Here is a 14,334-nt window from a genome sequence, read left to right as displayed (position 1 = left end):
AAAATCCCCGCCTCATCGCTGAAGTGGGTTAAAAGCCGAGTGAAAACATTATCTGGCAAGGCTTTTAGTCGGTTTCAACCAACCCCTCGATCGCCCCAGGGGGTTTGAATTCCCTGGGGCGAGTGACTAGCGCTGCTTATGCCACCTCAAATATCTCGACGATGCGATCGACTTCCCCTCTCGCATAGTCGAGAGCTGACTCCGGGGAGTCAAAGGGCATGAGATTGTAATTGCGATATCCCTCGGGACTGTGGATCTCGTAAAAAAATATATCATCCACCGCCAGGGGCAAGAGAATCCACCCGCGATAGAGTTCTCCGCGCATATCTGGGTTAGCCATCATCTTTCCTCATTAATATGTGGGTTTGTTAAATCATGGATTCTTTAAATTTAAACTTTACCAACTGGCGGGCGATCGCGTCTAAATGAGTTGTTAATTGGTAATTTAAAATTTGATATTTCCCCAAAAATTGTCTCCTAGGCAGTACAGAGCCTCCTGGTTAATTACCACAAAAACTTTATTTTGTCAACAAAAAGTCGGGGTGGGAGAGGAAGTTGCGGCTCGGCGAGTTTTCCGTATTTTTTCGGATAAATTCAAAAAAGTTTACAATCCGTGAAAACCTTACAGGTAAAAGGTTTTAGGCGATTTATGGCGAAAAATCAACCGGATTGCGATCGACATCACCGAGGAAACCGATCGCGATCGCATTCACAAAACGTCATTCTTCGTTACATTTGTTAACAAGAAGCGAAAACCACGAACAAACGAGGACTTCACGAATGACATTTACCACCGACAACACCTTCGCCGCCCAAACGTTCAATCCCGTGGATGCAGTCAGCACCACCGTAGAGAGCATCAAGCGCCTCAGCGCAGACGAGCAACTGGGTTTGCTGTGGGTGATTTACACCGAAATGGGGCGTTCCATCACCCCCGCCGCCACCGGTGCAGCGCGTCTGCAATTCGCCCAAGGGTTGCTCGACAAGATTAGAGAAATGGCTCCCAACGAGCAATTAAAGTTCATGCAAGATTTAGCCAACCAGGTTAATACCCCGCTGACGCGCGCCTATGGCGTTCTTTCAGCGAACAACAAGCTGGCATTCTGGTATCAGTTGGCGGTTTGGATGGAAGAAGGAACAGTCATCCCGGTTCCGGACTACTACAAACTATCCGATGCAGCATCGAACTTGTTTGGCAAGATTTGCTCCCTCGAATTCAACCAACAAATCACCCTGCTTCGCAAGATTGTGGTAGATATGGGAATCGACCCCCTCGCCTAGAGTGATTCCCCTTCCTCCCCTAGGGTATTTCAAGCTGGACAATTAACGAGAACCTCGGGCACGTCAAACGTGCCCTTTTTTGTGATAAAGTTTTGCTTAACCCACCCATAAAAAAAGTTGGGGGGGGGGAGACGGTGTTTCTTCCCCAGGTTGCGGGGGAGTCGGCAAGCGATCGCGCCATTCTACGGGACTTTCCAGAGAATTGCACGAGTCCGAGACAGAGGCGACAGATTCCTAGCTGAGGCAAATCCAAGGGACGCACATTATAGCATAGAGAAAGAAAAATGTCAGAGATCTGCATCACGCCCAGCCCTAATTCTCCACACAAGAATTGAGGATGTAGATCGCTCCCGATCGCCGATCGCAGTCACATAGAGGATAGACAGCGATCGCAGCCAAATCTGCCGGGATCGGCGATACTAAAGATATAGAAATCACCCGAACCCCGAAACGTTGTTTTTTGAGAGAACTCCCATGCTTTCTAAACCTGGCTTTGGCGATCGCGAACTAGCCGACTCCTTTTACCAAGCCCTATTTAACCGATTTTACGATTCCTTTGACAGTCCCATTCAGACCCTACTCATCGACTGTCAATTTGGGCTTGCTCCCAGTCCCACGGGCGTGCAGACGTTTTTCATCCTAGCACCGAACATGGCGATCGCTGAAGAACTGACCCAGCGCATCGAAATTATCATCAAACGAACCAGCGATCTGATGGCGGGGATCGCTCAAACGGGTATTTGCGTCGCACCGCAAAAAGGGTCAGATCCAGAGAGTTCGCCTGGGAGAAGCAACGCTCCTGCACAATACATGTTAGCCAAAATCTTTCCCCACCCCTCTACAAGTCGCTGTAATGTCGATTAAAATCCGCAGGGGATCGCTGGGTAAGCCGGAGATAAACTGCCACAGGATTTAGCCAATCGGCATAAAAATGATAGAAGTTATTTGATAACTGATTATCTGTTGAACTTAAGCGCTTTTAGCGTTTCAGTGGGGGCGGACAGCAGTCTGCCCCCACCCCTAATTTAACCCGGGTGAAATTAAGATTTTGTCAGCACATAGATGCTGCCATTGTTGCCTCGCCCGATTCGCAAATCCTCATCGAGATAAGTGGTATCGAGCCAATTGTATTGCTCCGCGCGATCGACAGGAAACGAGAGGGCAGAAAAATCCTTTCCCGCTTCAATTTGCGCCACAAATTCAGCGGGAGAGCGATAATCAATTAAATTTTGCAATCCCACAATCCAGCGCTGGAATTTCACATCCACCCGACGTTCCGAAAGCGGTTGAATTTTTGCCGTAACGGACACAATTCCATCCAAAAACGGCAATCCGAGAATTTCCGCGATATTGTAAAGTTCCCCAGTAGCGGGGCGAATGCACTGATAGATTTGCCCCAACCCAATGATAGGGGGTAAATCGAGATTTAATAAATCGCCACTGGTGGTATAAAGCAGACGCCAGTCCCCTCCCAAGAGATCCCTCGCTTCCGTGGGGGATTCCGTGGGATTTTGCGCTTCTAAATCGGCGATCGCATTAAGAATTTCGATTTTTTCTTCAGGCGAAGCGAGCAACCCGCGATTTTTCCCCGCGATCGCCCGCAACAATTTCATTTTTTCGCTCATTTTGTCCCGTCTCCTTTCACTTCGCTTGACACAGCTATCAATAGTTTGAGCGTAACAAATCTGCCGCTTTTTCCGCGATCGCCACAGTAGGTGCATGAGTATTCCCCCCAACAACCGCAGGCATAATCGACGCATCCACCACCCGCAAATTTTCCACCCCATACACTTGCAAGCGCGAATTCACCACCGCCAGGGAATCGCTTCCCATTTTACAAGTACCCGCCGGATGATAAAGGGTTTCGGCACTATTGCGAATAAATTCGGCAATCTCTTCTTCTTCCTGGCACTCGGATCCCGGAAAAACCTCCCCCCCGCGAAAGCCATCGAACGGCGATGCTTGCAGAATGTTTCGACAGAGTTTTATCCCCGCGCTTAACACCCGTAAATCCGCCTCCCTCGCCAGATAATTCGGTTGAATGCGCGGTGCATCGAATGCAGAAGAGGAAGCTAAACGAATCGAACCGCGACTTTCCGGATGCAACAACGTTGCCCCCAAACTGAACCCATGTCCCCGGGGTTTTTGCAACCCATGTTCCAAGAAATAAAGCGGCGCGAAATGAAATTGGATATCTGGTTGTAACAAATCCGATTGAGTTTTGACAAATCCTCCGGCTTCGGCAATATTAGAAGTCAGCGGTCCGCGTTTGAATAGCAAATATTGCAGCCAGTTTGCCGCTGTATTTGCTTTATCTAAGGAAATGGGTTGTTTGCATTGATAAACCACGCCAGCGATTAAATGATCCTGCAGATTTTCTCCGACTCCGGGCAAATGTACCACCACGGGAATGTTCAAAGACTGCAAACGATCGCGATCGCCAATTCCCGAAAGCATGAGAAGCTGAGGAGAATTAATCGCCCCGCCGGCGAGAATCACCTCGCGGTTGCTATAGGCGCGATCGCATTTTCCCCCCGGACCGACGAATTCCACTCCCACCACTCGAGTGCCTTCAAATAACAGACGAGTCACCAAGGTTTCGGTGCGAATCTGCAGGTTTTTGCGATCGCGACAGGGAGATAAATAGGCGGCGGCGGCGCTATGACGGCGACCCTGTTTTTGCGTCACCGGATAAAATCCCACCCCTTCCGCCTCTGGGTGATTCAAATCCTCCCGACGCTGCAAACCCATTTCTACCCCTGCTTCCACAAAGGCGCGAGACAAGATATTTTTGTCGCGTAAAGATTCCACATTGAGCAATCCCCGAGTTCCGTACAATTCACCCGTACTGACTTGGTAATTTTCCGCTTTTTTGAAATAGGGCAGCAAATCGGAAAATCCCCAGCCAAAATTGCCTAATTTTGCCCAATTATCGTAATCTTGTTGGTGTCCGCGAATGTAAATCATCGCATTGATAGAACTGCTACCCCCGAGGACTTTGCCCCGGGGCCAATACAGTTGGCGCTGATTCATGTGGGCCTGTGGTTCGGTGTAATAATTCCAGTCCAATTCGCTGTGAAATACTTGGGAAAATCCAGCCGGAATGTGAATGGCAAGCTGGCGATCGCGTTTTCCCGCTTCTAATAACAAAACCCGGATATTGGCATCGGTACTCAAGCGGTGGGCGAGGACGCAACCCGCCGAACCGGCACCGACAATAATATAGTCATAAATCATCGTTACATTCAAAGGTTTAGGGTGGAAAATGGATAGAGGGGAAATGCGCCCTAAAGGGTGATGGCGGTTATTTTATCGGTTTTGCCCGCCCGATCGCTCTGTTAGTCGGGATTTTGTTAAATACAATCCGCTATTTCCCCGCGCATTGTCAAGGGGTTAGCCCCTCACCCGGGTGGGGCTAGGCGCGCAGAACGCCTGAGTAAAACTGCGGAGAAGAGGGGCAATTTTTCCGCATATTTACGGAAGGATTAAAATCGAAAAACTCGTATTTTTCCTGATGTCAAAACCCATTTTAATGGGCACAATAGAAGCAGAAAGATAAACATGCTGGTACACCTTCCTTGAAAAACCCTGCTCCTCACCCCAGGAGAGGGTTTTTTTGTGTTTGAATTGCGGCGATCGAGCAAAAAAAGCCGCACCGGAGAAAGGGAGAGCCAAATGCGGACAGAGTGGTTCCGATGGGGGCTAATTTAAAACTTTTCACAACTGTATTCTGGAGACCAACTGAGTCCTCAGTTGCGGTATTTTTCTTAATTTTATTCCCTTATGCTCTTGACGAAATGATTTTTTTGTGGTATTCAAATGGCGAGACTCAATTCATCAGCGAGAGAGTCAATTTGTCAATTTGAATGCGGGTGAGGTGGGGAGAGTGGGTGAATGCTTCGCCGAGTTACCCCTTTCCGGCAATTCTCCACCTCGCCGCTGCGGATAAGAGGGATTGTCCGGGCAAATGTCGGGAAACCATAACAATTTGGCCGGATTTCGAGGGGCGATAGGAGCCAAATGCTAAGGGATATTTTTCATAAAATTTGCAATAAAATTTAGGGAAAGCGAAAGCGGCTCAAGCTAGAAGATGAAAGAGAAAAGAGCGTTACACCGATAGAGGGAAATATTGAAGCGCTAAAAAATTAAGCGCCTAAGGCGAAAAAAGAACGCGATCGCCCCTATGATAGAAAACAACCACTTATCGCAATGGAGAGCAATGAACCTAGGAGACATCGGCAAACTCAGCGAAAAAGCGACAGAACAGGCGAATGCAATGGCACAGGGAAGTGCAGAACTGAGCGAGCAAGTCGTTCAAATGGGGGTAGATCGAGCCATTACCACCGTTCAAAACGTTGTAGAGCGCATTAAAGAAAGCGACATTCCCGTAGAGGATATCGACGTTAAAACCGACATGAACATTGGGGTAGTTCACCTGAGTATGGCTTTTACCGTGCAACTGAAAGACGAGCAAAATAACCGCACTGGGTTGGCAAATTTTGGCAACGATTCACCTGGGGAAAATCCCTGTCTGGCGACAGGGATTTTCCGACAATGAAACCGATTGTTTCCTGCACAGAAGGGGTGGGGGCGGTGAAAAAGCGATCGCAAAAAGCCCCAGTACAAAAAGAAGTGGCGGCGCAAGCAAGCTTTCCTGCGTCTGCGGGGAATCCTCAAAAAAAGCGTTGACTTGCCCGATAGGAAATCAGCGCAAATACCACGGTCTGTGGCATGATGAGAAATGCGCTTCTAATGAAAAAATCCCGATGACCAATAAGCTGGAATTGCCGCAGTTACAGATAAAGCCAACCTCGGTGCTGATGGCATTCCTTTCCCTATCAATTGCATTAATTGCGGTTTCTTTTGCGGCTATTTTTATCCGCTGGATGGAACTCGAACTCGGTCCGAATGCCACCATTTTTAATCGGTTGTGGATTGCTTCGGTGGTGTTGGGAGGATGGACCGCCCTGAATCAGCAACGGGCGAGATTGACGGATGAGACGCTAACGCGAGAGAAGCGATCGCTCACCCGAGAGGATTTCTGGTTGTTAATTGCAGTGGGCACCGTTGCGTCTACCTCTCTCGGATTTTGGGCCTGGTCCCTGACGCAAACCAGGGTTGCCAATTCTACCGTACTGCGAAACCTGACCCCGATTTTTACCTGTTTGGGAGGGTGGTTGATTTGGGGGAGGCGTTTTGACGGCAGATTTTTAAGTGGGATGGCGATCGCCCTAGTGGGGGCGATCGCCCTGGGTGTCAGCGACTTGCAGATTGCCACGGAAAATTTTCTTGGCGATGCAGCAGCATTAGTGTCGGCGATGTTTTACGGGATTAATTTATTAATCGTGGAACAACTGCGCGGAAAATTGCCGGCGAGTCGGATTTTGCTGTGGCGCTGCGCGATCGGCACCCTGTTAACTCTGCCAATCGTCCTGTGTACCGAAACGAGAGTGTTTCCCGCCAGTCCCACCGGATGGTTGAGCGCGATCGCCCTGGCGGTCATTTGCCAAGCGATCGGCCAAGGATTGCTGGTGCATAGCCTGAAGCGATTGTCTGCCGCTTTCGTGGCGATCGCCCTGCTACTCGAACCGATTCTGACGACCATTTTAGCTTGGATTTTCTTTGCCGAACAATTAACATTTTCTAATGGCTTAGCTTTTGCCGTGGTGTTAGTGGGCATTTATCTCGCCAAATCCAGCCAATCGACCCAGAAGGCATAAGCGCGCCCCACAAGTTTTCGCTCCTCTCACTCCCGCGCGAAAAACTGGATTTTCCCCAGAGTTTTCGCCCATTCATTCCGAAAAAACCATCCACCATCTAGGATTGCCAATCAAACTGCAAATGACTGCAAAAACCCTGCCGAAAACCCACTTCGACTACAACATTACGTTACTGCCAACTTATCTGGAAAAACTGTTTTCGCGCTTGCGAATCGCCGTGATTCATGGCGGCGATCCCAACCGCGAAGGCGCAGTTATTTACAAAACCCACAATCCACGAGCTACGAAAACCTATGAAGCAGTGGCCCATGATATTGCCAATGCCCTGCGCGCGATCGGATTTCAGCATGTTTTTGTCATGGCGGATGATATGACATTGCCGGCAAAACTGAAGCAATACAATATCCATTTGGCATGGTTGAATACCGGGGGAGTGCAAGGCTACAATCCCGTGGCACACACGCCGGCTTTATTGGAAATGCTGGGGGTGCCTTATGTGGGACATAACCCGCTTAATAGCTCTACCCTGGATAACAAACATGCCTTCAAACGGGAATTGCAAGCGTTAGGAATTAAAACCGCTCCATTTATGACCTGGCACCCGTCCCAAGACTTGGGCGATCGCCGCTTGCAAGAGCGTTTGACCCAGACTTTCGGTGACTATCGCGGTCCTTTTCTGGTTAAACCGATTTCTGGTCGCGCTTCGTTAAATATCCATGTGGTGGATACTGTGGAGGCGATCGCCCCTGCAGTGCAACAGGTTCATCGCGTGACTCACAATACTGCCCTGATTGAAACCTATCTCCCTGGGCGCGAGTTTTGCGTGTCGGTGTGTGGTTATGTCACCCACAAAAAGGGGGAATTTCACAAAAATCCTCAACCCTTTGCTTTCTCGACCATTGAGCGCGTTTTGGAAAAAGACGAACGCATTTTTACCTCAATGGATAAAAAGGCAATTACCGTGAATCGAATGCGATTGGTGGGAAATGATGACGGAGAATTGAAGCAAGAATTAATCGAGCTAGCGCGGCGAATTTACTGGGATTTTAGTTTGAATACTTTGGTGCGAATTGATATTCGCGCGGATGAAAATGGCGTGCTGCACGTCTTGGAAGCTAATCCTAAGCCGGATTTGAAACGTCCCACGGAAAATGTTACCAGTTTGGTGGTGCAAGGGTTGGGAGAGTACCAGATGAGTTATGAGGATTTGATTCTGAGTTTAATTGGCGATCGCTTGGATTATTTGTTTACTCATCATCTGCACATTATTCCGCATATTGTGGCTTTGCTCGATTAATTTTTCGCCAATTTGGAGTAAATCAGCCTACCGTATGGTGCTTGACGCCCCGCAACCAAGGAAGGGGAAAATTACCCGATGAAATCCGGGGCGTCAAGCACCGTTATTCTGAATTATTCCCCGATTTGAAATTAGCTTTTGATTCCCAATAAACGGGCGGGATTTTCCCGTTTCATTATCTGGATTTCCCGGGGAGAAATGCCGGCGGCGAGCAACTTTTCTAGAAAGCGTTTGTAGCCTTCTGCCGGCAGGGGATCGCCGGGGCGACCCAAATCGGTGCTGAGGATAAAATGCTGCGCCCCGATCGCGCGAATGGCTTGTGCCATTTCAGCCACAGAAACCCGATGCCATTTGTCATGGCCCGCCGCCACTGCATTTTCTCCCATCAATTCATTGACGAATGCTAGTTCTAAAATCGCGCCCATTTCCGCACAGTGACGCATCTGGTCGAGGGATAATCCCGGAACATCAGCCATTGCATGAGTGACGACAATATTTTCGATGCCCAGTTGACGTGCTTTGTCAATGACGAGCATGACTTCTGTGGGGGAAATGTGGCCGGTTTCGAGGATTAAATGTTTCTCGGCGATGAGTTTGAGCAACCCTTCGGTTTGGGGAGAAAGGGTGCCGTTTTCGGCGATTTTGATGCCGGGGCCGGGTTTGTCAAACACTTTCAGATGATAGTCGGCATCGGTAGTAGGCAACCAAACAATTTTGGCGCGATCGCCCCCGAGTTTGGTCATTGCTTCCACCGCATCCGGGTTGATGCCGCCCACCGGTTGATTTAACACGATTCCGCCAAAAATTTCGATGTTGGGAACGATTTTGCTGGCTAAAACTGCGCGATCGGCGGTGGTGGTGACGTGATTTTTCAAGACGATCGCTTTCATCCCGGCATTTGCCGCCATCTGCGCCAATTCAAAATCATCGATGCTGCGGTTGATGATATCTGGTGCAGAATGAACGTGAAAGTCAATTGCGCCAAACAGGGGGTTGGAATTGTTAGGGGAAGAGGGTTGAGTGTTTTCGGCGGAAGACGGATTGGGGAGGGCCGGAAAAGTCACGTTTTGAGTGCCTGGGATTTCGTCACTGGGGTAATGAGCGATCGCCAGGGCCAATGGCGGTGAAGGAATGGCGATCGCGAGTAAAAAACACAGTAGCGCGAGGGCGATCGCGCTGAAGTACCGATGCTTTGCTTTTCCCTTCACTGATGTTTCGCGCCTCGGAAGCCAGGAGTTTTGTCAATCGTTAATCTATAACTCTACCAAAGATGTCACAATAAAAAAAGAAGCTTAATAATTTTTTCCAATTTGACTCATGTTTTTGATGCCCCTCATCCTGACGAGTTTTGTGGCGTGGTTTATCAGTACCTTAGCGGGTGGTGGGAGTCCCATTGTGCTGATTCCCCTGGTAAATTTCATGTTGGGGCCACTAGCGGTCGCGCCAGTGATTACCACCGGGATGTTAGTGGGGAACTCGCAGCGCATTGGTTTATTTTGGGGGGATATTAATTGGACGGTGAATCGGTGGTATTTTCCTGGCGCGATCGCCGGTGCGGTACTTGGGGCCTATACCTTTACCCATTTGGATCTCGAATGGCTGCAATTGCTAATTGGCGTTTTTCTGGTGATTAGCATTGTCGGCTTTTGGTTGAAGAAAAAAGAGAGTGCCTTGCAGGTGCGCGATTGGCATTTTTTGCCCGGAGGGTTTTTCTATGCGTTTATTTCCGGCGCGATCGGCAGTAGCGGTCCGCTGTTGAATCCACTTTATTTGAAATATGGTTTGGTTAAAGAAGAAATGATTGCCACCAAAGCCTCCCATGTGGTGGTGATTCACGTCGCCAAGATGTTGACATATTTCGCCTTTGGTGCATTAACGCCGCAGTATCTCCTGTACGGACTGGCGATCGGGCTAGCTGCCTTACCGGCTAACCTTCTCGGACGATACATTCTCAGGAAGATGAACGAAAACACCTTTCGCCAAATCGTCTTTGCCTCAATGGCGATCGCCGGCGTGTTGATGGTCTGGGAGCAAAGAAGTTTAATCGGATGGCAGTAATTGTCAGTTCGTTATTCGTTATCCCCGAGAAGTGGGCGAGGCGGGAATTGTGGCGATGGTGAGGACAGGATCCACAATTCTTTCTGAGTCTGGTACGCTTGTGGCAGGGGTTTTGAAAAAAACGCCCAGTGAGTACAGTTTGAACAATTGACGTCGATCGCAGGAGAATCAATCGTGGTACAAAATCGAGAAGGACAAAAAGTGCCCGAGGCAACGTTTAAAATCCGTCAGGATGGAGAATGGCGCGAGGTGACAACCCAGGATTTGTTTGGGGGGAAAACCGTCGTTGCCTTTGCCCTTCCCGGGGCATTTACGCCCACCTGTTCTTCATCCCACGTGCCCCGCTACAACGAATTAGCGCAAGTTTTTGAAGAAAATGGCGTTGACGACATTATTTGTATTTCCGTCAACGATACCTTTGTGATGAATGAATGGCAGAAAGAACAAAATGCCAAAAACATCACCTTTGTGCCCGATGGAAATGGGGAATTTACCGACAAAATGGGAATGTTGGTGGACAAAGAAAACTTAGGGTTCGGTCAGCGATCGTGGCGCTACTCGATGCTGGTCAAAGATGGGGTCATCGAAAAGATGTTTATCGAACCCGAAGTTGAGGGAGATCCGTATGAAGTCTCCGATGCCGATACGATGCTCAACTACATCAATCCCGACGCAAAAGAGCCAAAATGCGTGTCGATTATCACCAAAGAAGGATGTCCGTATTGTGCCCGGGCGAAGCAAGCGTTAAAAGAGCGCAACATTGAATTTGAAGAACTGCTGTTGAACAAAGATGTATCCAATCGGTCTTTGCGGGCGATGAGCGGGGCAAATACCGTCCCCCAAGTGTTTATCGACGGAGAATACATTGGCGGGTCAGAAGCACTGCAAGACTATTTACAAAAACAGGGCAGTTAAGCCGCTTGGCATTGAATTGGCGATCGCGACTTAAAGAAGGGGATTAGGCAAAGTCTAGTCCCTCATTTCAGGGAAAGCAACGCAATATGTTCCGTCAATTTAATAACAAGTCCGTAGCACCGGTAGGGTGGGCAACGCCCACCGCCGGCAAGAGTGGAACCCACCGCCCGGAGGTTCTCTCGGCGTTACCGTGGAAGTTATTTTACTTCAGATTCGGAAGATTCTGAGAGGAGATGTTGTGGGCGATCGCCATTGCCATTGCGGCCATTGTTGAGCAATTCCAGGGAACTTTGGAACACCACCGATTGTTGCGGCACGCCGATGTCGATTTGCATGTCATCCAAAAGGATTTTAATCCGACGGCGGAACTCGCGTCCGACACTCCAGTGTTGTAGGGGTTTAGTTTTAATCCAGATGCGGATTAAAATGCCGGCGTGGTCGATATCGTCAATGCCCAATACTTCCGGGCGATCGATAATTTTCTCGCGCCATTGACGCTGGCTGTAAATGTCATCCGCCAATTCTTGCAGAACCGCCAGGACTTTATCCACATTGCTGTCATAAGACACCTCGATAGTGAGGTCTACCCGCGCCCATTCTTTCGAGAGATTTTGTACGATCGCAATCGCCCCATTGGGAATCGTAATCAGACGACCTTCTCCATTGCGAAGTTGAGTAATCCGGAGGTTCATATTTTCCACCAAGCCGCCCACATCGCCGACCACGATCACATCACCCACAGCGAATTGGTCTTCAAACAAGATTAGAAAGCCATTAATGGTGTCTTTGATTAAGCTTTGGGACGCCAGAGAAATGCCCAAACCAATGATTCCAGCACCGGCGAGAATCGGGCCGAGGTCGATGCCGATCGCCCCCATTGCCATGAGGATGCCGATACCGATTAAAGTAGCAGCGCTGAGACTTTTGAATACCGCAGAGAATGTGGAAAAGCGCAAAGCAACGCGGCGAGAGGCATCCGCATCCAGGAAGGTGCCATCTTGCAGGGCAGAAAAGAAGCGATCGATTAACACCGCGCTCACCCGCACCCCCACATAGGTGCCGAAGAGAACCACGAGCAACTTCAAAGGGAGGGGCAACACAGAGAGCATCACGGGCTGGATCCAGCGGGTATAGGGAAACAGGCCCACAATCAGATAGAATCCACCGCCCCACACCACAACTTGAGTGAATTGAACCACCCGACGACCGAGATCGTTGAGGTTGAGTTGCTGGCGCAGAGACATTTTGTGTTGCAACTCAGAGATGGATTCGGTTTGTTGTCGCTCAATGGCGGATTCCGACTCCACGGGATTCGGTTCCGGGGAACTGGAAGTCGGAACCGCTTGAATATCAGGCAAGGTTTCCGGTGGGGAGGTTTCCGAGGCGATGGTATTGCGTTTGCGAGCGAGCTGTCTTTGCACCAGCAGGAGAGCCAAACTCGCCACCAGGGTACCGCAGGCGATCGCCCCGCCCAAAAATGCCTGTTCGAGGAGATACTGGGGTTGGCGTTCTTGTTCTGCGCGCAGTAACGCCTGCCGAATTTGTTCTGACCACTGTTGTGCCAGGGTTTCGGGAGGCAGACCTTGGAGTTCCGCATCTAAGGTAGTCACCGTCAAGAGACTGATGGGGTCTTCTTGGGGCGACCACTTCGCATAGATGACTGGTAAACGATTGAGCAGTGCGGGGAACACTTGCAGTTGTTCGGCATCCAAATCCTTTTTTAACAGCTCTTTGAGTTGATTTTCGATGGCGTTATCTCGATAGGATTCCGTGAGCGCCACAGAAAAGAGTTGGCGTCCGTCCAGGTAAATCGGAGTTTGGGGAATTGTGGAGGGATTCGCACCAAAGTCCAACAATCCATCCAAAGGGTTGGAGGTTGGGGGAGACTCTTCCGGTGAATCGGGCGCGGATTCGGCGTTGGGGTCTGAAGTGTCGGGGGATTCTTCTGTAGGAGTTTGGGTTTGCGGGAGTGGGAGTTGGGCGAGAGGGGCAGACATCGAGAGAGGAGCGAACGTCAGGAGGTGAATGGTGGTAATCGCGCTGACGCGAATGGCGCGAATGGCGATCGCCACCCCGACCCACTGCTTTTTTCTGATTTTTCTGGCCTTCGATAGTTGACTTGTTTTGCAGTCCATGATATTCGCTCGGTACCCTTTGACGTGAAAAAAATTCATCCTGATTCCAACTGATTATGTTAGCGGGCTTTTAATAGTTCAACAAAATTATCCACCCTCCTAGACAAAACTTGACAATTCTCTTTGATGTTATGCTAAAATCCGAGATTAATTAATAAACAATGGAACTTGATAAAGTGGTCAAAGTCACTAATGCCTTCCTTCTCAGCAAAAATCTACGGACGGCGTTCAGCACAGAGGAAAAAACGAGATGCAGTTAGTGGAAAGGCATCTAATCAAGAAGACTGATAAATACTAGCGACAGTGTGATGCTATCTGCTTTAAAGCCAAAAACCTCTATCACCTCTGTAATTATTACATGAGGCAAGGATTCTTCCACAGGGGTCAAGTATGCTCTAACACCAAGCTGTATCACTTAGTTGCCGATTCAGATGCCTACCAGCAAATGCGATCGACGAAGATAGCTTGCTCTTTAATTAGGCAGGTATGTCAGGCTTGGAGCGGTTATTTTAAAGCCTATAATAATTTGAGGATTAACCCAGAAAAATATTTAACTAACCCCAAAATACCCAAGTACAAAGACAAGCTTAAAGGTAGTTTTTTAGCTCTTTATAAACGGTCTAAAGCCATCTATAAAAAGCCTTTAGCAGAAATAATTTTTCACCGGTTCCACAGTGACATAATCAATTATGTCAAATCTAATGGTCTCGATATTTTAGTAGTGGGAAAGAACGAGGGATGGAAGCAGAAAGTAAATATTGGGAAGCGCAATAACCAGAATTTTGTACAAATACTTGACGGCAAGCTAATTGAGATGCTGGACTATAAATGTCAGTTAGCTGGCATTAAGTTAGTCATCAGAAATTAGGGTTGGTAAGGGGGAGAACGGAAACCCTCGTCATTTATGCGTAGGGAGGAGTTCTCCCCC

General features: G+C 48.9%; 14 protein-coding genes. 9 read left to right on the top strand and 5 right to left on the bottom strand.

Annotated features, from left to right (window positions below; translation table 11 throughout):
- Window positions 1-136 precede the first annotated feature (136 nt).
- Window positions 137-343, bottom strand: coding sequence for a hypothetical protein (locus AC0QH1_RS21315; protein ID WP_324633333.1), 207 nt, complete (start codon window positions 341-343; stop codon window positions 137-139).
- A gap of 437 nt (window positions 344-780) precedes the next feature.
- On the opposite strand from AC0QH1_RS21315, the gene AC0QH1_RS21310 reads away from it, so the two are divergent.
- A complete protein-coding gene (locus AC0QH1_RS21310) occupies window positions 781-1,281 on the top strand; it encodes an orange carotenoid protein N-terminal domain-containing protein (protein ID WP_324633332.1) in 501 nt (166 codons plus the stop codon).
- A 474-nt stretch (window positions 1,282-1,755) separates the two neighbouring features.
- Window positions 1,756-2,145: a hypothetical protein gene (locus AC0QH1_RS21305; RefSeq protein WP_324633331.1), complete on the top strand. Its 390-nt coding sequence runs from the start codon at window positions 1,756-1,758 to the stop codon at window positions 2,143-2,145.
- A 176-nt stretch (window positions 2,146-2,321) separates the two neighbouring features.
- On the opposite strand, the gene AC0QH1_RS21300 is transcribed toward AC0QH1_RS21305, so the two are convergent.
- Window positions 2,322-2,906, bottom strand: a complete 585-nt coding sequence (locus tag AC0QH1_RS21300) for a PAP/fibrillin family protein (RefSeq protein ID WP_324633330.1) — start codon at window positions 2,904-2,906, stop codon at window positions 2,322-2,324.
- A gap of 37 nt (window positions 2,907-2,943) precedes the next feature.
- Window positions 2,944-4,530: a GMC family oxidoreductase gene (locus tag AC0QH1_RS21295; protein WP_324633329.1), complete on the bottom strand. Its 1,587-nt coding sequence runs from the start codon at window positions 4,528-4,530 to the stop codon at window positions 2,944-2,946.
- A gap of 970 nt (window positions 4,531-5,500) precedes the next feature.
- Here AC0QH1_RS21295 and AC0QH1_RS21290 point away from each other — a divergent pair.
- The 4 genes from AC0QH1_RS21290 to AC0QH1_RS21275 all read left to right on the top strand — a co-directional run bounded on the left by AC0QH1_RS21290 (window position 5,501) and on the right by AC0QH1_RS21275 (window position 8,298).
- On the top strand, window positions 5,501-5,839 hold the full coding sequence (locus AC0QH1_RS21290; RefSeq protein ID WP_324633328.1) for a hypothetical protein: 339 nt from the start codon (window positions 5,501-5,503) through the stop codon (window positions 5,837-5,839).
- Window positions 5,836-5,970, top strand: a complete 135-nt coding sequence (locus AC0QH1_RS21285) for a hypothetical protein (RefSeq protein WP_324633327.1) — start codon at window positions 5,836-5,838, stop codon at window positions 5,968-5,970. Before AC0QH1_RS21290 ends, AC0QH1_RS21285 begins: the two co-directional genes overlap by 4 nt.
- Window positions 5,971-6,047: 77 nt before the next feature.
- Entirely contained in the window at window positions 6,048-7,001 is a 954-nt protein-coding gene (locus tag AC0QH1_RS21280) for a DMT family transporter (protein ID WP_324633326.1), read from the top strand.
- A 121-nt stretch (window positions 7,002-7,122) separates the two neighbouring features.
- The gene (locus tag AC0QH1_RS21275) at window positions 7,123-8,298 is read left to right on the top strand and encodes a D-alanine--D-alanine ligase family protein (protein WP_324633325.1); all 1,176 of its coding nucleotides are present in this window, start codon (window positions 7,123-7,125) and stop codon (window positions 8,296-8,298) included.
- A 131-nt stretch (window positions 8,299-8,429) separates the two neighbouring features.
- Here the strand turns inward: AC0QH1_RS21275 and AC0QH1_RS21270 are convergent, their stop codons facing one another.
- Entirely contained in the window at window positions 8,430-9,506 is a 1,077-nt protein-coding gene (locus AC0QH1_RS21270) for a DUF6282 family protein (RefSeq protein ID WP_324633324.1), read from the bottom strand.
- A 109-nt stretch (window positions 9,507-9,615) separates the two neighbouring features.
- On the opposite strand from AC0QH1_RS21270, the gene AC0QH1_RS21265 reads away from it, so the two are divergent.
- Together AC0QH1_RS21265 and AC0QH1_RS21260 are read left to right on the top strand one after the other, a co-directional pair.
- Entirely contained in the window at window positions 9,616-10,356 is a 741-nt protein-coding gene (locus tag AC0QH1_RS21265) for a sulfite exporter TauE/SafE family protein (RefSeq protein WP_324633323.1), read from the top strand.
- Between the two features lie 174 nt (window positions 10,357-10,530).
- Entirely contained in the window at window positions 10,531-11,271 is a 741-nt protein-coding gene (locus AC0QH1_RS21260) for a glutathione peroxidase (RefSeq protein ID WP_324633322.1), read from the top strand.
- A gap of 197 nt (window positions 11,272-11,468) precedes the next feature.
- Here AC0QH1_RS21260 and AC0QH1_RS21255 read toward each other — a convergent pair whose 3' ends face one another.
- The gene (locus AC0QH1_RS21255) at window positions 11,469-13,406 is read right to left on the bottom strand and encodes a mechanosensitive ion channel family protein (RefSeq protein ID WP_324633321.1); all 1,938 of its coding nucleotides are present in this window, start codon (window positions 13,404-13,406) and stop codon (window positions 11,469-11,471) included.
- Window positions 13,407-13,764: 358 nt separating this feature from the next.
- On the opposite strand from AC0QH1_RS21255, the gene AC0QH1_RS21250 reads away from it, so the two are divergent.
- On the top strand, window positions 13,765-14,274 hold the full coding sequence (locus AC0QH1_RS21250; RefSeq protein WP_324633320.1) for an IS200/IS605 family accessory protein TnpB-related protein: 510 nt from the start codon (window positions 13,765-13,767) through the stop codon (window positions 14,272-14,274).
- The last annotated feature ends 60 nt before the right edge of the window (window positions 14,275-14,334 follow it).

It is taken from the genome of Phormidium sp. CCY1219, assembly GCF_055795085.1.
This window is presented reverse-complemented; position numbering and strand designations above follow the sequence as displayed.